Origin of the sequence: Sphingobium sp. EP60837, assembly GCF_001658005.1 — a bacterium.
GTDB lineage: Bacteria > Pseudomonadota > Alphaproteobacteria > Sphingomonadales > Sphingomonadaceae > Sphingobium > Sphingobium tyrosinilyticum.
The window spans coordinates 1,102,522-1,123,144 of the sequence record NZ_CP015987.1 but is presented as its reverse complement, the minus strand read 5'-3'; the positions used below and the strand labels follow the sequence as shown (position 1 = coordinate 1,123,144).

The 20,623-nt window shown below is 61.9% G+C and carries 16 protein-coding genes; 8 read left to right on the top strand and 8 right to left on the bottom strand.

The features are described from left to right. Positions 1 to 13: 13 nt before the first annotated feature. The gene (locus EP837_RS18065) at positions 14 to 1,357 is read right to left on the bottom strand and encodes an amidohydrolase (protein ID WP_197486381.1); all 1,344 of its coding nucleotides are present in this window, start codon (positions 1,355 to 1,357) and stop codon (positions 14 to 16) included. A 102-nt stretch (positions 1,358 to 1,459) separates the two neighbouring features. Further along, positions 1,460 to 2,260 (bottom strand): SDR family NAD(P)-dependent oxidoreductase, encoded by an 801-nt coding sequence (locus tag EP837_RS18060; protein WP_066531502.1) that lies wholly within the window; start codon positions 2,258 to 2,260, stop codon positions 1,460 to 1,462. A gap of 109 nt (positions 2,261 to 2,369) precedes the next feature. On the opposite strand from EP837_RS18060, the gene EP837_RS18055 reads away from it, so the two are divergent. The 4 genes from EP837_RS18055 (at position 2,370) to EP837_RS18040 (ending at position 5,202) form a co-directional block, all read left to right on the top strand. Beyond that, the gene (locus EP837_RS18055; protein ID WP_197486380.1) at positions 2,370 to 3,182 is read left to right on the top strand and encodes an SDR family NAD(P)-dependent oxidoreductase; all 813 of its coding nucleotides are present in this window, start codon (positions 2,370 to 2,372) and stop codon (positions 3,180 to 3,182) included. 192 nt (positions 3,183 to 3,374) lie between these two features. After that, positions 3,375 to 3,863 (top strand): hypothetical protein, encoded by a 489-nt coding sequence (locus EP837_RS18050; RefSeq protein ID WP_066531497.1) that lies wholly within the window; start codon positions 3,375 to 3,377, stop codon positions 3,861 to 3,863. Further along, positions 3,860 to 4,318 (top strand): phage holin family protein, encoded by a 459-nt coding sequence (locus tag EP837_RS18045; RefSeq protein WP_197486379.1) that lies wholly within the window; start codon positions 3,860 to 3,862, stop codon positions 4,316 to 4,318. Before EP837_RS18050 ends, EP837_RS18045 begins: the two co-directional genes overlap by 4 nt. Continuing rightward, positions 4,315 to 5,202: a DUF3618 domain-containing protein gene (locus EP837_RS18040; protein ID WP_066531495.1), complete on the top strand. Its 888-nt coding sequence runs from the start codon at positions 4,315 to 4,317 to the stop codon at positions 5,200 to 5,202. Before EP837_RS18045 ends, EP837_RS18040 begins: the two co-directional genes overlap by 4 nt. A gap of 62 nt (positions 5,203 to 5,264) precedes the next feature. Here EP837_RS18040 and EP837_RS18035 read toward each other — a convergent pair whose 3' ends face one another. Continuing rightward, positions 5,265 to 5,657 (bottom strand): VOC family protein, encoded by a 393-nt coding sequence (locus EP837_RS18035; protein WP_066531494.1) that lies wholly within the window; start codon positions 5,655 to 5,657, stop codon positions 5,265 to 5,267. A gap of 89 nt (positions 5,658 to 5,746) precedes the next feature. After that, on the bottom strand, positions 5,747 to 8,086 hold the full coding sequence (locus EP837_RS18030) for a TonB-dependent receptor (protein ID WP_066531493.1): 2,340 nt from the start codon (positions 8,084 to 8,086) through the stop codon (positions 5,747 to 5,749). Positions 8,087 to 8,362: 276 nt separating this feature from the next. Between EP837_RS18030 and EP837_RS18025 the strand changes: the two genes are divergently transcribed. Both EP837_RS18025 and EP837_RS18020 read left to right on the top strand, forming a co-directional pair. Beyond that, positions 8,363 to 9,784, top strand: a complete 1,422-nt coding sequence (locus EP837_RS18025) for an NAD-dependent epimerase/dehydratase family protein (RefSeq protein WP_066531490.1) — start codon at positions 8,363 to 8,365, stop codon at positions 9,782 to 9,784. A gap of 31 nt (positions 9,785 to 9,815) precedes the next feature. Further along, positions 9,816 to 10,724, top strand: a complete 909-nt coding sequence (locus tag EP837_RS18020) for an alpha/beta hydrolase (RefSeq protein ID WP_066531488.1) — start codon at positions 9,816 to 9,818, stop codon at positions 10,722 to 10,724. A gap of 11 nt (positions 10,725 to 10,735) precedes the next feature. On the opposite strand, the gene EP837_RS18015 is transcribed toward EP837_RS18020, so the two are convergent. From EP837_RS18015 to EP837_RS18000, 4 genes are read right to left on the bottom strand one after another with little or no spacing between them, the layout of a single operon-like run. Then, positions 10,736 to 13,177 (bottom strand): alpha-L-rhamnosidase-related protein, encoded by a 2,442-nt coding sequence (locus EP837_RS18015; protein ID WP_066531485.1) that lies wholly within the window; start codon positions 13,175 to 13,177, stop codon positions 10,736 to 10,738. Beyond that, positions 13,177 to 14,181 (bottom strand): alpha/beta hydrolase, encoded by a 1,005-nt coding sequence (locus EP837_RS18010; protein WP_066531846.1) that lies wholly within the window; start codon positions 14,179 to 14,181, stop codon positions 13,177 to 13,179. Before EP837_RS18010 ends, EP837_RS18015 begins: the two co-directional genes overlap by 1 nt. Next, a complete protein-coding gene (locus EP837_RS18005) occupies positions 14,178 to 17,048 on the bottom strand; it encodes a glycosyl hydrolase (RefSeq protein ID WP_082919788.1) in 2,871 nt (956 codons plus the stop codon). Before EP837_RS18005 ends, EP837_RS18010 begins: the two co-directional genes overlap by 4 nt. Positions 17,049 to 17,051: 3 nt before the next feature. After that, positions 17,052 to 19,271, bottom strand: coding sequence for a glycoside hydrolase family 3 C-terminal domain-containing protein (locus EP837_RS18000; protein WP_066531483.1), 2,220 nt, complete (start codon positions 19,269 to 19,271; stop codon positions 17,052 to 17,054). 156 nt (positions 19,272 to 19,427) lie between these two features. Here EP837_RS18000 and EP837_RS17995 point away from each other — a divergent pair, with 156 nt between their 5' ends. Both EP837_RS17995 and EP837_RS17990 read left to right on the top strand, forming a co-directional pair. Next, positions 19,428 to 20,078, top strand: coding sequence for a TetR/AcrR family transcriptional regulator (locus tag EP837_RS17995; RefSeq protein WP_066531481.1), 651 nt, complete (start codon positions 19,428 to 19,430; stop codon positions 20,076 to 20,078). A gap of 60 nt (positions 20,079 to 20,138) precedes the next feature. Next, complete coding sequence (locus EP837_RS17990; RefSeq protein ID WP_066531477.1) at positions 20,139 to 20,450, top strand: hypothetical protein; 312 nt, start codon at positions 20,139 to 20,141, stop codon at positions 20,448 to 20,450. Positions 20,451 to 20,623 lie beyond the last annotated feature (173 nt).

The window sequence follows — 20,623 nt, the reverse complement described above, 5'->3', positions numbered from 1 at the left end:
TCTTCAAGCTCCCTTACTGCTGCTTTTGCGAGCCGTTGAGGGTGAGGACCGACAAGGCAAGCGCCGTCGCGCCGCTGCGGATCGCGCGGGCGGCAGCGGGTGCGAATAGTGGTGAGTGATTGGTCGGCGGCGACACCCCTTTGGCTTTATATTCTGCCAGCTTTTCAGGCGTGTCCCCGCCAATCATCAGATAGGCAGACGGGATGCCCTGGGCGGCCAGTTCGGAGAAATCCTCGCTTCCTGAAAAACCAGGAGCGCTGGCCGGAATGGCGACCACGCCCTGGCCAAACGCGCTTTTGAGGGCGGGCGTGAGCCGCGTAAGCAGGGCGGGATCATTATAGGTCGCCGCCGAACCGTTGATACGCGTGATCGTCGGGGCTGGCGCACCCGCCATCATCGAGACCGCCTGCGCCGTCTTTTCAACGCCGTTCATGAGCAGGCCGCGCACTTGTGGCGTGAAGGAGCGAAGGCTCAGCCGCAGGCGCGCCTCATCGGGAATGATGTTGCCCACGCTGCCCGCCTGGAACGCGCCAACCGTGATCACGCCGAAGGTCGCCGCCTCCTTCTGACGGCTGACGACGCTTTGCACATCGCTGACGAAATGCGCGCCCATGACGACGGGGTCGATCGACGAACTGGGAGCCGAACCGTGCGCGCCCTTGCCGTGGAAAACAATCTCCAGCGCGTCGGAAGCGGACAGGATAGTCCCTTCTTTCAGCACGAGGCTGCCCGTTGGCATGCCGCCGCCCACATGGGCCGCCAGGGCATAGTCGGGCTTGGGAAAACGGGTCAGCAGCCCGTCCTTCAGCATCGCGCTCGCGCCGCCCAGCACTTCCTCGGCCGGTTGCGCGATGAAGACGAGGGTGCCTTTCCATCGGTCCTTCATCGACAGCAGGACCTGCGCGGTGCCGACCCACCAGGCCATGTGCGTGTCGTGGCCGCAGCTATGGGCGACGAAGCTCTGCTTGCCGTCCAGCACCGCCTGCGCCTTGCTGGCGAAGGGCAGCCCGGTCTTCTCCTCCATCGGCAGCGCGTCCATGTCGGTGCGCACCAGCGTTACTGGTCCCGCCCCATTGCGGTAGATGGCGACGATGCCGGTGCCGCCGACCTTTTCCGTGACGTCGAAGCCCAGCGCGCGCATCTTGGTTGCGAGGATCTTCGCGGTGCGCTGTTCCTGGAAACCCAGCTCGGGATGCTGATGGAGATCGCGATAAAGCGCCTCCAGCCCGGCGATATTCTTGTCGAGAACGGCATTGATCGCCGCCTTGTCCTCGACAGGTGCGGACCGTGCGGCAGGCGCGAGCAGCGTGGAGGAAGACAGAAAGGCAAAGGCTGCCAGCAGGGGGTGACGTTTCAAGGGGCGCTCTCTTTCCAGGCGACTATTTAGCTGCATGCATAAGCGAAGGCGGAACGGCGCGCCCCTATCCTCTCCTCATGGATATAAGGGGAGGTTATAGCTTCACTCTTCGGGGCCGTAATCCGGTATCCAGACCACGCCATTGATGTGCGCGCCGCCGTCCACGAACAGCGTGTTTCCCGTCAGATAGCGCGCATCTTCGCTCGCCAGAAACAGGGCGACGCCGCCAATGTCTTTCTCCGGATCGCCCATGCGGCCCATGGGATTAACGGCGGCACTTGCCTTCGCGACTTCAGGCTGCATCGCCTGGAACTTGCGGTAACTGGCGGAAACGGCTGCGGGACAAATGATGTTGGCGCAGATGCCATAAGGCGCCCATTCGCGCGCCGCGCTGCGGGTGTAAGCGCGCAGGGCCTCCTTGCCGACATTATATTCGGCGCTGCCCATATGGGCGTTCACGCCATTCAGCGAGCCGATATTGATCACCCTGCCCCACCCGCGCTGACGCATATGGGGGAAGGCGGCCTCCATCGACCATTTCACCGCATAGAGATTGATGTTCAAACTGGCGGCGAACAATTCGTCGCTCTTGGTTTCGATACGGCTCATGCCCGCACCGCGGTAGGCGTTGTTGACCAGGATATCGATCGAGCCGAACTCCTCGACACAGGCCGCGACAACGCCGGTGATCATCGCGCGATCCGTTACGTCACAGCGCCGGAAAGCGGCGCGCGTGCCCATCTCCCGAAGAGCGCGCGCCACGGCTTCGCCCTTCTCCTCGTCGATATCCGCGACCAGAACGGCGGCGCCTTCCGCTGCGAACCGGCGGGCCATACCCTCGCCAATGCCGTCGCCTGCGCCGGTAATCATCGCCGCCCTGCCGGCCAGTCTGCCTTCTGTCATCTCACTCTCCTCACCGCTTTGCGCGCGGCATTAATTGCACACTCTATTGTATTATCATAATCACGATGGCACAGCCTCTGCAGCAAAAAAAGACGGGTAGGAGCGGATGATGAGAAAGACGGCTTTGGTCACGGGCGCCACGCGCGGCATCGGCAAGGTCATCGCATTGGCGCTCGGCCGTGCAGGCTTTTCAGTGATCGTGACTGGACGGACGATGGCCGCGAATACCGGCCGTCATGACGGCATGGGCGGCGTAGCGGTGCCCGGCAGCGTTGAAGAGACGGTTGCCGAGATAGAAGCCACCGACGGCACCGCTTACGGACTGCGGCTTGATCTTGGCGATCGTTCGTCGATCGATGCTGCGGTCAAGGCGGGGTTGGTGCGTTTCGGGCGGATAGACCTGCTCGTCAATAACGGGATCTACCAGGGCCCTTCCGTCATGCAGAAAATCCTCGACGTCGATCTGGCGGATGCCGAGCGGGCGACGATGGGAAATTTCGTCAATCAATTTCACCTCAGCCGTCTGGTGCTCAAAGCCATGATCCAGCAAGGCGGCGGCCGCATGATCTTCATGTCCACCCTGTCGTCCGTAGAGCCGACGAAGGGCAACAATGGTCTGTTCTACACTGCGCCGAAAGCAGCCTTCAACCGTATCCCGGACTATATCAATTTCGAACATAGCGCCGACGGCATCAGCGCCTTCCTGATCGAACCGGGCTTCACCATGACCGACACGCTACGCGCCGCATGGGGTGACGCTGCATCGGATGTCGGTCTTGGCACGCAAGCGCGCGAGCCGGAAGAAACCGCGCGAACCGTGGTTTGGCTGGCGACGCATGAGGACGCTCCTCGCTTCGCAGGGGCAAAACTCATCAATGCGCCTGATTTCTTTGGCGATAGCCGGATTGCGTTGCCGGAATGAAAGTAGCGGCCAAAGTGAAGCACTTACAATAAAGTCGCGGACAGTTTCTGTCGCCATCCGAACCAATTTCCATCAAAGACACTAATTTGCATTAAAGCTTAGGTTAGCAATTCGCCGCAAAGCGATGTGCTACCTGGAACTCTTCACTGTCCTTGCTGTTCAGACTGTAAAATTGGACGGGAAGGATTATATATGCAGCCGCCTTCAGAACAATCAGGCGATCTGCGCAATGAATTGCGCGACGACGCCCAAAAACTGACTTCATCCGCGACAGAACGTCTTCATAGCGAGGCCGAGCAGCGAAAAGGACCTGCCGTCGAGCAGGCCCGTTCGGTCGCGTCCGCGCTGGATCGTGCGGCGCAGGACCTTGGCGGCGGGAAAAGTCCCGCTTGGCTGAAATCCCTGTTCGAGCAGGGCGCGGCCCAAATTCAGCAGTTGGCTGACGCTGTCGAGCAAAAGGATAGCCGCGAGCTGGTGGAGGATATCCGCCAGATAGCGCGCAACAACCCCACCACTTTCCTGGCCACCTGCGCGGCGGCAGGATTTGCCGCAAGCCGCATCTTCCGCGCTGAACCTTCGAACATGCCTGCTACCGCTTCCACGCCTGTCAGCGGAGGGAATTTCCAACCTGCATCGAACCAATGGTCCCCCGCTACATCCGGTTTTGGTGGCGTGTCATGACTGACACGATGAACCGCACCTCTCCCGGCACGCCGATAGACGGCGACCGGCCGACAGCGGGAGACGAAAATATCGTTTCCCTGCTGCGCGACTTGACCAGCCAGGGCTCGCATCTGGCAGAACAGCAACTTGCCCTGATAAAGGCGGAAGTTCGCGAAACCGGCAATGATTTGAAGGCGGCCATCGGCGCGATGGCCGGAGCGGCCGTCGTCGGCATAGCTGGGCTGGGGGTGCTGTTGATGGCTTTGGCCTATTTGCTGGCGGACGCGATCAATCACCTGGGCCTGGCCACTCTGATCGTCGGTGTCGTCACCCTGATCATAGCCTATGTGATGTATAGAGGCGGTGCGGCGAAGATGCGCGCAGTCGATATCGCGCCCGAACGCACTCAACACAGCCTTGAAAGAACACCCGCTGCCCTTCGCGGCGACCTTCATCCGGAGCAGAGAAGATGACCGACACCACTGAAAGGGATCCCGACGCGATCGAGCGGGACATTCGCCGCACCCAGGAAGATATGAGCCGCACCATCGACAAGATTGGCGACCAGCTCACACCCAGGAAGATTTTCGATGCTTTGCTGGACAAGGCGGACGAGAATAATGTCGATGCCCGGATGCTGCTGGACGGCGCGCGGCGTAATCCTATCGCGCTCGGCCTGATTGCGGCGGGAACGATCTGGCTGATCAGCGACAAGGATTCCACCTTCCCTTCGCTCCCCAAAAGGGGAAGCGAGCAGCCCGACGAAGATATCGACCTGTATCACCGCGATTATGTGAACCATATGTCGGCGGTGGAAATGCGCGACGGGGAGGATGCAGCCGCCTATCAACGGCGCCGCGATCAGGCCCGCGCCAATTATCTGATGCTGGAACGGCGCGCGGACGAGGACGAACACAGTTTTCGTCAGCGGCTGGACGACCTGACCGAAGGTTTCAGGGCCAAGCGCCGCGCATGGGCGGAAAGCTCGAGCCAGGCAGGCAAGGCGACGGCGCGTGGCGCGACGCAGGCATTCGACAAGGCGCAAAATCTTTATGAGAGCAACCCGCTGGTCGGCGGCCTGATTGCGGCGGCCGTTGGCGCGGCCTTGGGATCGGCCCTGCCGATCAGTCGCCTGGAGCAGGAAAAGCTCGGCTCCCTCGGCGAAAAGGCGCGAACGATCGCCAATGAGCAGAAAGAGGAGCTGACTGAGACTTTGCGCGAGAAGAAGGATGATCTGATCGACCGCGCGGATGAAAAGATCCAGCAGGGTCAGCAGAGCCAGTCGGCCGGAGGCGACGCATCCCGTGCCGATCAGGGGTCGGGCAGTCCGCGTGATGTCGATTCACTGCAAATTTGAAACGACGGCTGGACTGATGGATAAGGGCGGCCCGGCACTCTAATGCCGGGCCGCCCTTTGCATCACTTGGCGAGCAGTTCCACCACTTCGATCAGATGGCCCTCGGGGTCGGTGACGAAGGCCACCTTGACGCCATGAGCTTCCTTGACTTCGATCGGCTCCACCACGGCTCCGCCGGCAGCTTTGGTACGTTCGACGAACGTGACGATGTCGTCGGTCTGGAAGCCGAGGATTACTTCTTCCTGTGCCGGGGCTGCGCGATCTAGGAACTTGAACAGAACGAAGGTCGCACCGCCCTCGCCGGTCGCGTTGAACAGAATTTCGTCGATCTTGCGGCTGCCGACGGTATCCTGAACCCGCGCCATCTCAACCAGCCCGGCCACATCCTTGTAGAAGGTGCCCATGGCTTCGAGATCCTGCACGACGAGCTTGGTGAAACCGAAATGTGACGTCATATTATCCTGCTCCTTACTGATGATAAAAAAGGGGCCAACGGAGTGTTCCGCTGGCCCCCTCTGATATTATCCGAACGACAAGTTCAAGATCAGAACCGGAAAGTTCCGGTCAGGCCGAATTCGCGCGGGTTGGTGACGTTCACCGTCTGGTAGCCCGAATTGTAGGTGAGACCCGGAACAGCCGTATTGAACTGCGTGGTACCCAGGCTGATGTTGGTGATCCGCTTCTGATTCAGCACATTCTTTGCGAAGGCGGTGAGTTCAAAGCGGTCGCCTTCGGTCCGGAACCCGGCGAAGAGATTCAGCAGCGTGCGCGAGCGATAGTCATAATCGACCCGGTCAGCATAGAAGCCGGGGCGATAGTTGAGCAGCGCCCTTACAAACGGGGTGACTTCGCCGACCGAGAAACGGATTTCCGTGTTCGCGGTCAGGTTGAAGTCCGGCGTCTGCGCCAGGCGGCCATTGGTCACGCAGTAGCTGACATTGCCCGGGCCGGTGACCGCCGGTGAGGGGGCGTTCTGGTTGGGCGAACCCGTACCCGCATAGTCGTTGCAAGGCACAAGGGCGTTGTCATAGCGCGCCCGGACATAGGATGCGCTGACGCCTAGATCCCAATTGTCCGTGATACGGCCATCGATCGACGCTTCCACGCCCTTGATCTTGGCATCGCCATTATAGTTGAAGTCGAACCCGCCCGTCGGGGGGTTGGCCGCAGCCGACTCATAATAGATGCCGGTGAAGCGGCTGAGGTAATTTTCCAGCGTCTGGTAGAAGGCCGAAACAGTGAAGTTCGCGCGGTTGTCGAACAACTTGCCCTTCAGGCCCACTTCGAAAGAGTCGGTCTTTTCAGGCTTGGTACGGATCAGGTCCCGGCTGACGCCCAGCGGAACAGCGACGCCCGTGCTGCCGGCGCGGTAGGAATGCCCATAGGCGAAATAGGCGTTGAGGCGCGGGTTGAACTCGTAGGAGACCGTGACGCCGCCGGTCAGCGGCTTGTTCGTGAACCGCTGCAGATCGGCAGGAACGCCTTCCTGCACGGGGAGCGTGAAGGGTGGAACGCCGAACGCTGCATTGCCCGGCGACGATACGAAGATGTCGGTCGTCTGGACATTCTTGATGATGGAGTAACGCAGGCCGCCTTCGATCGAGAAGCCGTTCGAACGATACCGCAGATTGCCGTTGAACGACCAGGTCTGAGTGTCCACGGGGGTGAATACATCCGTGTTGACCGGCAAATAGGCGCCAAACACAATCGGAACGGGAGCGAAGAACTGATCCGCGCGCTGATTGGTGACAACAGTGCCCGTCTGCTTGGTGTAGAATGCACCTACGCCCCAGCCAAAGCCTTCCTTGTTGTTGGAGGCAAGGCGGACTTCAGCCGAGTCCACCTTATAAGGCGACCGGACAGTCGAAGCGTACACATAATCGGGGATTGCGTTGCCCGCGTCCAGGTCACGCTCGGCCGTCAGCCGGCTGAACTGGTGAGCGCCCACGAAGGACAGCGTCGCCGGGCCAAGATCATAGTCGAAGGCCAGATTGACGATGTGGCTTTCATTCCGATTGCGGAAGCGGCCATCCGAAACGGCGGCATAGTCATCCGCCTCAAGCGCCGGGCCCGAACGGTTGAAGCCGTCCGCGACTGCGCCTGTGCCAACCACCTGCTGGTTCTGGAAATTGTCCGCAAACAGATACTGATAGGTCAGATAGGCAGTGAAATCGCTGCTCGGCTGCCAACCCAGCGTAACGCGCGCGCTTTCGGTACGGCTGCGCGAACGCTCGCCATTGGTGATGTTGCGGACGTTGTTCAGGCGGTTGCCATCGACCAGGCCCGCGACGCGGATCGCCAGCGTGTCGTTGAACGGCAGCGAAACGCCAGCCTGGATGTTGTAGCCATCACGCGTGGTAGCGGTCGCCTGCGCATAGCCTTCGATCTCGTCGAAGTTCGGGCGGCGCGTGGCGATCGTGATCGAACCGGCCGGAGCCGAGAGACCACGCAGCAGGCCCTGCGGGCCGCGCAGGACTTCGATCTGCTGGATGTCGTACAGCGCGGTATAGACGGTCTGCGCGTCGGTCGGAATTTCGTTGTAATAGACCTGAACGGCCGGGCTGGTGCCCTGGTCCGGATCGAAGGTCACGCCACGCAGCGTGGTGGTGTTGTTACGGCCGCTGGTGTTGCTCAGCTCCAGGCCCGGCGCGAGCTGCTGCACGTCCTTCGCGTCGAAGATGTTGAACTTCTGGAGCTGCTCTCCGGTCGCGACGTTGACGGTCATCGGCACGGACTGGAGCGAGCGGGCTTCGCGGGTCGCGGTGACGATGATTTCGTTCGATTCACCACCTTCAGTGCCGGCGCTGTCCTGCGCCCAAGCTGCTGCCGGTACAATCAGCGCTGCGCCACACAACAACGCAGCAATTCCATTCGCCTTTTTCATGACGTCCTTTCCATAAATAGGGGATGTGCATCCCACGAATGGGACGGCCGCTAGCCGCGCTGCTAAGGCGTCGCAATCCGGAGACTCGGCTGATCGAAAATTTTCGTACGAGTGCGTGCTTTATTGGCAACAGTTGAAAATGAGCGCTTGCCATCTATTTTGCGCACTCCTGACGATATGTTGGTCCTGCGCGTAGTGGAACTCCTGCAATGCTCTGAGCCCCTTGTTATTAGCACGTGCACGTGCGATTGAGCGCGGTTCTAGGAGAGGAGATTTATGACCGACAGCCGCAAGACGATTTTTCTGACCGGCGCGACCGGCAATATGGGCCGCGAGGCGATCAAGCGGATTGCCGCGAGGAGCGATACGCTACGCCTGCGTATATTGGTGCGGCCGGAGGAAAACGCGCATCCGGTAGTCAAGGATGTCCAGCGGCGGGAATTGGCGGATATCGTCTGGGGCGATCTGACCGATGCCGCGTCCATTCGCAAGGGCGTCAGCGGTGCGGATATCGTGCTGCATGTCGGCGCGCTCGTGTCTCCGCTGGCTGATCGCCTGCCCGCCGACGTCGTGACACGGGTGAATGTCGGCGGCGCGCAGAATATCGTGGATGCCATCCACGCGGTCGGCGATCCCAAGCAGACGCGGCTCATCTACATCGGCACCATCGCAGAGACCGGCAGCCGCAACGCGCCGGTGCAGTGGGGCCGAACGGGTGATCCGATCAAGATCAGCGCCTATGATCATTATGCCGTTACCAAGACCCAGGCGGAGGCGATCGTCGCGCAGAGCGGGATCACTCACTGGGCCTCTCTGCGACAGAGCGGCATGGCGCATTATGACATGTGGAAGATCTTCGATCCGATCATGTTCCACAATCCGCTGAACGGCGTATTCGAATGGTCCACCGCCAACGACAGCGGCCGCCTGATGGCCGCGGTGTGCAGTGACGATGTGCCGGACGCTTTCTGGCGGGGCTTCTACAATATCGGCGGCGGCGCTTCGTCGCGGGTGGTCAACCATGAGTTCATGGAAAAGACCATGCCCAACTATCGCAAAGTGCTAAAGCCGCACTGGTTCGCGACGCGCAACTTCCATGGTCAATGGTATGCGGATTCCGATCGGCTGGAAGCGCTGGTGCCCTTCCGCGAACAGTCGCTGGACGATTATTTCCGCGAAGCGCCAAAGCACATGCCGTGGATCGCGCGCGCTATTCCAAAGCTGTTGCCGGGCGTCATATCGAAGCAGATCGAAAAGCTCGCCAACGCGCCCGAAGGATCGCTGCACTGGTTCGCGACCAATGATGAAGCCAAGATTCGCGCCTATTTCGGATCGCGCGCCGCGTGGGAAGCTCTCCCGCGCAACTGGGACGATTTCCAATATACGCAGCCCGCACGCGAACCGAGCCTGCTTGATCATGGCTATGATGAGACGCGGGCGCCCGAGGATTGGCGGATCGAGGATCTGAAGGCTGCGGCGGAATATCGCGGGGGCAAGTGCCTGGCCGACGCTTTCGAAGGGCCGGATGTGCCGGTGGAGTGGCAGTCGGCGGCGGGTCATCGGTTCAGCATGACGCCGCGCTTGTATCTGAAGGGGGGGCATTGGTGCCCCACGACCATGCTCGACCCAGCAACCTATGATGCGGAAGCCGCGCGCAATCCATTTTTTGCGCAGGTATGGAGTGAGGCGGCGGGCTGAACCACCGCTCGAAAATCAGGGGAGAGGCCGGATGAAGACCAAGCTGCTTAATATGGCGGCCGCGTGGACGCTGGGTGTCACGGCGGCGGCGGCGCAATTGCCCCCGCCAGCGGAGATGCGGCAGGGGATCAGCCTCGGCACCGGAGTCGTTCCGAGCGCCAACGGACCGGAAATCTGGTTCGGAACGCCCGGCAACATGAGCGTGCGCAACACCAGTGAAGCAAGCCTGGTGCCCGTTCTGCCTGATCCTGCAAAAGCGACTGGTACCGCCATGGTCATTGCACCCGGCGGAGCCTTCGTGACGCTCGCCTGGGATCATGAGGGGATGAAGGTTGCGCGCCTGCTCGCAGATCATGGCATCGCTGCCTTCGTCCTTAAATACCGGCTTGAGCCTACGCCACGCGATTGGCCTTCCTTTGGCAAGGTTATGCAGAGCCGGATGACAGGCTGGATCGGCAAGCCTGGTGAGGGCCTGCGCATCGTCACGCCGCCCTATGCAGTGGCCGACGGCATCGCGGCGTTGAAGCTAGTAAGGTCGCGGGCGGCGCAATGGCATGTCGATCCGGCGAAGGTCGGCATGATCGGATTTTCCGCAGGCGCGCGCACCACGATCCGCGTCACGCTGGACGCGGCGCCCGCCGACCGCCCAGCCTTCTCCGTCATGCTCTATCCGCCTATGGAAAAGGTCGCGGTGCCCGCTGATGCGCCCCCGGCCTTCGTTGCGATGGCGACGGACGATCCCCTGTCAGGTCGCGCAGGCTATGGACTGATCGAAAGCTGGATCGCCGCCCGCCGCCCGATCGAGTTTCACGCCTATCAACGCAGCGGCCATGGCTTCGGCCTTGGCAAGAAGGACACGACGACGGAAGGCTGGACTGATGGGCTATTCCGCTGGATCGACCTCAACGGGTTCGGCCCGAAGGCCGCCCCGTCGCGTTGAATGGTCCCGGCCTAGCGCGCCGGGACCTTCAATTTCGTGGTCACGCGGGTGAGCGAATAGCGCTTTCCCTTCCACACGAAGTCACCCGGCAAATTGGCAGGCCGGGTGATCTCCGCGTTCAGCGTGCCGCCCGACAGACGATAGCGGACGCTGACCGGCCCCTGCGGTGTCGCGGCGGTCGCCGACAGGATCTTGAGCGATCCCAGCGCAGGCTCCACCTTCACCCGCGCATAGCCAGGCGCATCCGGCCCGATGCCCGCGACGATGCCCAGCAGGTCGGCAGTCGGATGGGCGCTCCACGCATGACTGTCGGAGCGGGTTGATTGCCCCTTGCCGCCCTGCCCCGCATCGTCGCGTTCCTCTGGCCAGGTCGTATAGTGGACCCCCAGCAAATCGCGCCATGTCTTCAGCAGGCCCAGATATTGGTCGGCCTTGCCAGCATGCACCAGTGCCTGGGCGAGATACCAGGCGAAATAATAGCTGACAGCTGTGACCCCTTCCGGCGCGTCGATGCCCTTCCCCGGCACGTTGATCCGGTCGATGATGGCACCTGCTTCGTCGCGGTCCGCCACATCGTAAAGGATCGCGAGGGCGTTCATATGCTGGCTGAAGCGATCACCATCGGGATTGTCGGCGTAGAGCCCACGCGAGGGAACCCAGCAATGCTTGCGAATGGCGGCTTTCAATGCCGCCGCCCGTTCGGCGTAGCGCTGCCCTACGCCCTTGTCACCAAAGGCGTCCTCGATCGCGGCACCCTGCTGCAGAGCGCCCAGCCAGCTGACGCTCATCAGACAGCTTTCATCAGCTTTGCCATAGGAAGGGAAGATGGAGCGATCGGTCGCAGCCTGCCCAACCCAATCGATGAAATTCCACTGAGGGTTCTTGCCGAGCAATCCGCTGGGCCGCTTATAGGTTTCGAACCAATCGAGTATCTGGCGCATCCGCCCGATATTACGAACGATCGGCGCGGGATCGGGCTGCCGCAGCCGCCAATCGTCCAACATTCCGACCCACAGCAGCGCAAACGGCGCGATCACATTCTTGCCCCGCGTCGGCCAGGCGCTTTCGATCAGCCCGCCATCGACATTGGACGCTGCATAGGCATCGATCGCCTGCTCGGCCAGCCGGGGATCGCCGGAAACGGCATAGGAAATCAGCATCTGCAGGCGCGTGTCGCCAGCATATTGCAACTGTTCCCAAAAGGCCGTGTCCATGTAGGTTTCATGGGCGTCGATCCGCGCGGTGCGCCAGCCTACGTTGAAAATCTGCGTGAGTTGCGGATCGTCGCTCTTGAACTGACCGACCTGTTTGAAGGGATAGCCGGTTTCAAAGGCGCGCAGCCCCTCCAGCACCAACGGCTGGTCCTTGGTTTCGACCGTGATTTCGGCATAGCGCCAGGTCCGCCACCACAGGGGTGCGAAACTGCGCTTCGCGCCGTCAGCTATGAAGCTATCCCATATGCCGATCGGCTTGCGATCCTCGATCAGGTCGCGGTCGCCTTTGCGGCCATCTGCATCGTAAAGCGCTTCGGCCCAAAGCAGCTTGATCGCCGCACCCTTGCCGCCCGAAACGTCGATTTGCGGATAGGCGGACAGCATCGCGTCGCGCTGCAGGAGCAAGGTGATCTTGCTGTTCGGCGCGATGGTAACTGGCCGCGCGGGAAAGGCTCTGGCGGCGGGCAAGTCGGTGCGCACGACCTTGCCAAAGGCGGCGGGCGCATAAAGCTGCTGCGGCAATCGATCGGGAACCAGCGTCCGCTTCGCCGCGTCTGGCGCAGCCACGGCATCCTGCCAGCCCTGCCCCTTTTCCTGCGGCCCGGCGGCGTCGAAATCCGCTTTGGCGGCATCGATCGTCTCAGGATTGCCCGCGACATAATACCAGCGTTTGACCTGCCGCCAGCCATTGCCGAAGCCCCGGCCCTGATCGCGCTTGACGCGCCAGCCAGGCTGATCGGTCGATGCCGCCGCCGCCTCGCCTTCGCCGATCAGGCGAAATCCGGTCGCGACGCTCTGCTGGAAAAGGGGTGCCGTGTTGGTGAACAGGGCAGCGCCCTGCGCGGCGGATATTTGCTCCGGCGTCGCGCTGGCGGGCAGTTTCAGCGGCTGCACCCCGTTCCATACAGTGGCCGCAATGACGTTTGCGCCGGCCTTCATATAGGGGGCAAGGTCGATGCTCTCTTCCCGCCAATGACTGATATCGCCGATCGACGGTCCTGCGGCGACGCGCTTACCGTTCACGAACAGGATGAAGCGGTTGTCGGCTGTTACGCGCACCGGATAGCTGCGCGGCTTCACAGACAAGGTGATAGTGCGGCGGAAATGCAGCACGATCGGGCGGACGGCAGGTCCAGCCTCCGCATGGCTGATCCAGCCCTGACTCGTGCCGGATTGAGCCATCGCAGCAGGCGCGGCGGCAATCATCAGCGATCCAGCCATCAGCGCACGCAGGGTCATTATTTCTTCTCCGGCGAAAGAGCGCGAGCCAGCGCGGCGTCCAGCGCCGCGGTGAATTGTTGCGAGACTGCAGCACGCGGCGCGATGAACTGAAATCCGTGGAAAGCGCCGGGAACGACCAGCAACTCGGTCGGCACGCCTGCATTGACCAGGCGGCGGGCAAATTCGATATCCTCCTCCGCGAAGAGATCGATGGAGCCCACTTCGATAAAGGTGGGCGGCAGCCCCTTAAGGTTGGCGACGCGTGCCGGAACCGACCCTGCTGGTTGACTGGCTGCACCGGGTTCACGCCCCAGCAGCGCCTGCCAGCCTTGGCGATTGGATTTTGCGGTCCAAATCAGTTGGCCGATATGAGGCGGAACCGGGCGGGACGAACCCGTGCGATCGTCGAGCATCGGATATACCAGCGCCTGATAGGCTACCGGCACCTCGCCCCGATCTCGCGCCGCGATCGTCAACATCGCGGCCAGACCGCCTCCGGCACTTTCGCCCAGCACAACTATGCGTGCCGGATCGACACCCAGCGACGCTGCATTGCCATGCAGCCATTTCAGCCCCGCATAAGCATCCTCCAGCGGACCGGGAAAGCGGGTGGCTGGCGCAAGGCGATATTGGACGGACACAACCACACAGTTCAGTCGCGCCGCCATGCTCTTGAGCGAAGACAGATTTTCCCGGGCGTCGCCGCCGATAAAGCCACCCCCATGGACGTAGTAGATCGCGCCGCGCGGCGATCCGGCTGCGGTCCCGGCATTGACCACATAGACCGGAACGGCGGGATGCCCGCGCGAACCCGGCGCCTGCCGTTCCTCGACGCCGGCGGGCAGCGCGCCCAGCTTAGGGGGGGTGAAGCTGTTCCCCTTGCGCTGCGCCTGCAATATGACGCGCGCCATGGGCCGCAACTCAGGATTGACCAAACTCAGATCGTCGGGAGCCGTCGTAGCAGGTGCTGCGGCCAGGAGGAGGACGGAGGCGAGCGCCGTCGCGGCGCGGCGGAGGATCATCGGCTGGCCTCCAATCGGACGGGCCCCGTCCATCCAGCTGGCACCGGCTTGAACTTCTTGTACGCCGGGTTCTTGGGATTGATCACCCCATTTTGCGGCACATTGGCGACTGCTACGCTGAGGTCGTTCTTCCCCGCGCGCAACAGGCCGGTCACATCGACACGGAACGGGGCGCTGAACATGGTGGGAAGGCTCAGGCCATTGATCGTTACGGTCGCGATGTCACGCACCTGCCCGAGATCGAGTACAAGCTTCGTGCCCTTCGTCAGCCAGCCCGCATCGACAGTGATCGATCGCCGATAAGTGCCAGTGCCTGCGAACTGCGTCAGTTCCGGAACCTGCAGCCAATCCTTCAGCGTCACGGAGCCGAAATCATGGGCATAGGGATTTCGCTCCGCATGGCCCTCCACGCGAAGCTGCCACCCATCGGCGGGCAGCGTTACGCTGCCGACGGGAACGGGTGACGGGATAGTGGCGGCCTGCGTTTTGGGGTCAAGCACCAGCAATGCGCTTTCACCAGCTGCGAGCATAAGCGGCACCGCTGTCTGCTGCTGGACGGCCTTGGCTGAAACAGGCGTCATACTGCCATCCATAGCATCCCAGCGCGTGATGCCGCCGACGCCTGGCAGCGTCATCGTGACCGCGCGCGCAGCTTCGCCCCTGTTGTGGACGAAGGTGACGGTGCGGCCATCGATCCGCCGCTGGACAAAGACCAGGCCGGTCGCATCGCCGCTGAAGTGCAGATTGGCAGGGATCGACGCTGTTCGCAGGCTGTCAGGGATTGCGGCTGCTGGAACGACTTTCGCCCCCGCCTTCATCGCGGCGGCCACGGCCTTTTTCACCCGGGCGTCGCGACTGCGGGCCTGCGCCAATCCTTCATCGCGCGTGGGGGCGTGATCGATGAAGAAGACCGGCAGCCCGGCCTTAGCGAAACCGGCGATGGCTTCGGCCGTATCGGCGCGGATGCCGTCTATCGGGGGCAGGACGAGCACCGGATAACGCTGACCGCCTTGGGCGATGAGTTGCCGACCCTCCACACGGGCATGGGCGATGGAGTCCGGATTGATCCGGTCATAATCATAGCCCGCGGCTAGAAACGCCTTCTCGGCCGCCAGCCTGCCTGCGCCCTGGTCTTCGATGCCTTCATAATAGCCGTAGCGGCCGTAGAAATAGGCGACAGGCACCACCGCCTGTCCTGCCTGCATCACAGACTGGAGCCGACCGATATAGGTGCCCAGCGGCTTCATGGCTGACCAGACCGGATTGGTCTCGTTCAGCATGCTGGAAAAGCCCGCTGCGAACGGGCTGGGTTGAAATGCGTGCCAGCCCGGCCAATCCTCGGCATGGAAGCGGTAATTATAGCCATGTAGGATCATCGAGTTGACGCCGCCCACGATCAGAGCATCGACCCGCCGCCGCATTTCGTCCGGCGTCACGTCGAACGGCCGATTTGCCCAGGCTAGGCTTTCCGCGGACACGATCGGCTTGCCATAAAGATGCGCTGCCGACCGGGCGAGGCGCGTGAATAACGGATCGCCCTCGCCGGGCAGGTCTTCGGTCTCGGGAATGTCAGCAAGGCCATAGCCGCGAATGACGTCGAACGGGCCGCCATGGGCCTGGAATTTGGCTTTCAGGCCATGGCTGTGATTCCATGCGACGAACGGCTGAATGAACCCCTCAATCATCATGTCCGACACGGTGCGGCGGTAGTCGGTACGCACCCGTTCGGCAAAATCGCCGCTCGATGAGTCGAAATAGGGCGGGGACCAATGCTCGTTCCACGCCTGCATCCAGCCCGGCTGCAAGACGAAGGGCAGATAGGGCGTCAGATCATATCCGCGCCTTTTCTTGAATTCCTTCAGCAATTCAGGACCCCATTGGATGTCCTGCATCAATTCCAGGCTGTCGACAAAGGTCGATCGCAGGCCCGGCGGGTTGTTACCAAGCGGATCACCGACCCGCGCCACATGTGCGGCGAAGGCTTTGGGATTCATGTGATCCAGGATCAGCTGCGGCCCCTGCCCCGCTGCGCCGAGGACGCCCACATCCGACGCATATTGGCGGAACAGGAATAACTGCCAATCGCCCGGCGGCGGCGTCCAATCCAATGTCCCATCATCCCGCAGCTTGTCGGTCAGGACGATGCTGCTCGACGGATCGAGCGTGCCGGGCGTGATGACGTCGCGCCACGGCGTCAGCGTCATGCCCATCGCCCCCGCCGCAGCCGGATTGAGCATGGGCGCTCCGCCCTTAACCGCCACCACGGCGACGGTGCGCGCCCGCGCATCAAGACGCTTGCCCCAGTCGGCGACTTTCGGGTCCTTGACGCGGGCGTCGAGAAAGTTGAGCGCGCCGAGCCGCCGCGTGCGCTTGGGGATGGTCAGCTTGATCGGGCCAACCTGCCCGCCCTTCACCTCCGAACGGGCCATGGTCAATTCGGTGAAAGCCAGTTCCGGCGGAATGGCAAATCCGCCGCCCGAGGGCCACGAAGAGCCAAGCGTATAATCGAGCGTCAGCCCCGCCGACTTCGCCGCCTCCCCCGCCGTGCGGACGTGGGCGAAGAAGGAGGGCTCGGCATATTGGTTCACCCGCTCCTTCTCGTCAGGGGTCAGCGTGATGAAATTCGGCGAAAATGACTGGATCTCCGCGCCAGCAAAGCCCGTGTCCGCCATGAGCTTGACCTCGCGGCGCAGCTCTTCATCCGTTACTGCGTCGCCCGGCCACCACCAGCGAAAGCGCGGACGGGCCTCTATCGGAGGGACGCGAAACCCCTCCTCCAGAGGCCCCGCCAGGGCTGGCGTATCGGCCAGGGCGAGCAAAGCCGTTGCCGCCAGCAGGCAGCACTTCATCATCCGCTTGGTCGTCATGGCTCAGGGCTTCCGGACGGCGCGGTTCAGCTTGGCGGTGCCGGTCAGGACCGGATCGGCCGCAGACGTGCCGACTTCGACCTTCACTTCCTCGGCAGGCAGCACCCAACGCTGCGCCTTGGCGTCGAAGTCAGCCAGCACGCGCATATCCGCCGTCACCGTAACCTCTGTGCTCTCGCCCGGCTTCAGGTCAGGCTTGGCCCAGCCGACAAGCCGCTTGGCCTTGCCGGGCCGCGTGACATAGACCTGAGGCACATCGGCACCCGCGCGCTGGCCGCTGTTGGTGACGGTGAAACGCACGGTCAGCGCCTTGCCGCCGGTCGTCTTCAGCCCGTCATAGCGGAACTGCGTGTAGCTGAGGCCATGGCCGAAGGGATAGAGCGGCTTCAAACCCTTTTTGTCGAACCAGCGATAGCCAACATCCGATCCTTCCGGATAGCGGATGTCGAACGGCTTCGTACCAGCCTGAATGCCGTAAACCGCACGCGTTTCCTTGTCCGCCGGAGGAGCGTCCGAACCAGGCAGCACCGGATTTGGCAAATGGTCGACCGATGCCGGGAAAGTGACCGGCAGATGGCCCGACGGATTGACCTTGCCAGTCAGGATGCGGGCGATGGCCGTCCCGCCACGCTGGCCGCCATACCAAGCCGACAGGATGGCGGGCACCTTGTCCCGCCAGGGCATCAGCACGGCATTGCCGGTTTCCAGAACCACCACGGTCTTGGCATTTGCGCCAGCGACCGCGTCGATCAGCGCATCCTGCCCTTCGCCCAGCGAGAGATCGGGCTGATCTACCGCTTCGGTGGCAAATTTTTCCGCGAAGACGATTACGACGTCCGCAGCCTTGGCAGCAGATGCGGCGGCCGCTGCATCCTTGCCGTCCAGATAGCTGATCTGCGCTCCAGGCAATTCGGCGCGCAAGGCGTCGAGCGGCGCGGTGCCGCCGTAGCCGCGCTTGGCGAACCCGGCAGCCGGACCGCTTTCCGCACCCTTGCCAACGCGTTTGAGGCCACCCACAGGGTTGACCTGGCTCGATCCGCCGCCGCCGGGCACGCCGACATCGGCATTGCCGCCAACGACCAATATCTTCTTCGCCGATGCGGCCAAGGGCAGGATGCCGCCCTCGTTGCGCAGCAGGACAATGCCCTGCTCGGCTGCGCGCTGCGCGACCTCGGCATTGGCGTCATAGTTGATCGGCTGGCCCGGCTTGAGCGGATTATCGGCCAGGCCATGCGCATAGATGGCATAGAGCACGCGCCCCGCAGCCTTATCGACGGCAGACTGCGGAACCTTGCCTTCCTGCAGCGCCTTGACGAGCAGATCGGAGAAATAGCGCTTGCCGTCGAGCTGCTCGCCCGACTGCTGGTCCAGCCCGGCCAGGATCGCCTCGGTCGAATGGACCGCGCCCCAGTCGGACATCACGAAGCCCTTGAAGCCCCAATCGCGACGCAGCACATCGTTCAGGAGAAACGCGTTCTCGCAAGCGTAGGTGCCGCCAACACGATTATAGGCGCACATTACCGAACCGGGATTGCCGCGTTCGATACCGATTTGAAAGGCGAGCAGGTCGCTTTCCCGCATAGGCGTCTCGTCCATTTCCACCGAGCCGACATTGCGGCCGGTTTCCTGATTGTTGAGGGCGAAATGCTTGATCGTGCCGATGATGTTGTTGGACTGGACGCCAGCAATCTGGCCGCCCACCAGCACGCCACCGAGCAGCGGGTCTTCGCCCAGATATTCGAAATTCCGGCCCGCGCGGGGATCGCGCACGAGATTGACGCCGCCCACTAGCATGACGTTGAAGCCCTTGGCTCGCGCCTCCGACCCAATCATCACCCCGCCTGAACGGGCGATTTCTGGGTCCCAGCTCGACGCCAGGGAGAGCCCCGAAGGCAGAGCGGTAGCGACATCGCCCTTGCGCATTTCCATGAGGTTCGAAACGCCCAGGCTCGCGTCGCTCTCGATCAACCGGGGCACGCCGAGGCGCTCGACGCCCTCGATGAAGCCAGCGCCGATCGTCACACCCTGGGGCCTTTTGGCGGGCGGCAGAATCGATGGCATGGGCCCATGGAGCAGAGTGAACTTCTCTTCCGGCGTCATTTTCGCGAGCGTTTCAGCAGCGCGACGTTCAGGTGTATCCGCCGATGTCTTCGCCTGTCCGGAAATGGGCGTCAGCATCGAGCCCATCGCAGCAAGGCACAGGAGCGACGTCGATTTTTTCATGATTAAAGCCCTCTCCGGCCATGGACATAGTTCAGATCTTGATAGTTTACCTTTCATAGACTCGCATCGGCATGGCGTCAATATTCGATCGGTTGCGTTCGATTTTTTTTCGAACCGGGATTGCTAATAAGGACCGCCTGAGTCAGAGATGTGATTATGACTGCCACGAAGATCGAAAAAGCATTTAAGCCCAAAAGAGGTCGACCGGACGCGAAACAGGTTGCCGCCATCGATGAGGCAATTCTCGCAACCGCCAGCCGCATGTTTTTAGAGTCGGGCTATGACACTGTAGCGATGGAGAATATCGCGACGGCGACGGGCGTTTCCAAAGGAACGCTTTACGCACGCTATCCATCGAAGGAGGCCTTGTTCACTAAGGTGATCCAGGATCGCGTCGATAAATGGTCGGCCGTGTCGTCGCAGGAAGATTATCTCCTCACGGACGATATCGGCGAGCGGCTGTACCATCACGCGCGCACCATCGCACGATCATTTCTGCAGGCCGACGTTCAGGCTTTCAAGCGCCTGACGCTCGCTTATCGGGACCGGTTCCCGGAACTGGCCAAGGCACTTTATGAAGCCGGCTATATCTACATCGTCCAGCTTATCAGTCGCGATATTCAGGAGGCGGCAAGGCGCGATGGGATACCGGTGCGCAATCCTGATGTCATTGCCCGCCTGTTCGTATCGACAATTTCGGGATGGGAAGTTCAGGAAAGCAGCTGCGGGCCGGTCGCCGAAGAGGATATATTGAAGGCCGCCCGCGACACAGTCGATCTTTTTATGGCCGCACGCGCAAGTTGGTGACTTGAATTTAGAACGATATCGTGCGATATAGATGGTCTCGAAAATGGAGGATCCTGATTCATGCGTCTTTTGATTCTTGCTACGGCAGCCCTCGCCATTGCGACGCCTGCTCTTGCGCAGACCGCCGCGTCGGCACCCGCAGCTGCTGCCGTCAAGGGCAAGCTGAACACCGCTGACACCGATCTGGGCACGCTGCTCGACAACCCTGCCGCCAAGGCGATCGTCGAAAAGCATATCCCCGGCATGACGACCAATGATCAGGTCGAAATGGCTCGCGGCATGACGCTGAAGGCGATTCAGCAATATGCCAGCGAAGAAGTCACGGACGCCCGCCTTGCTGCGATCGACGCAGATCTGGCGAAGCTGCCCTGATTTTACGACCCGGGTCGCACAGAGGAAGGGCGCTCAAGCGCCCTTTCTTTTTGCCCCAAACATTTGTGCATTTCAGGCGCACGCGCCTGCGCTTTGCCACTGCCCAATATCTTCGTGCATGCAGCCTCGTTTGAATGGCGCTCAGGATTTCGGCCCCACTCGCCCTCAGGCCG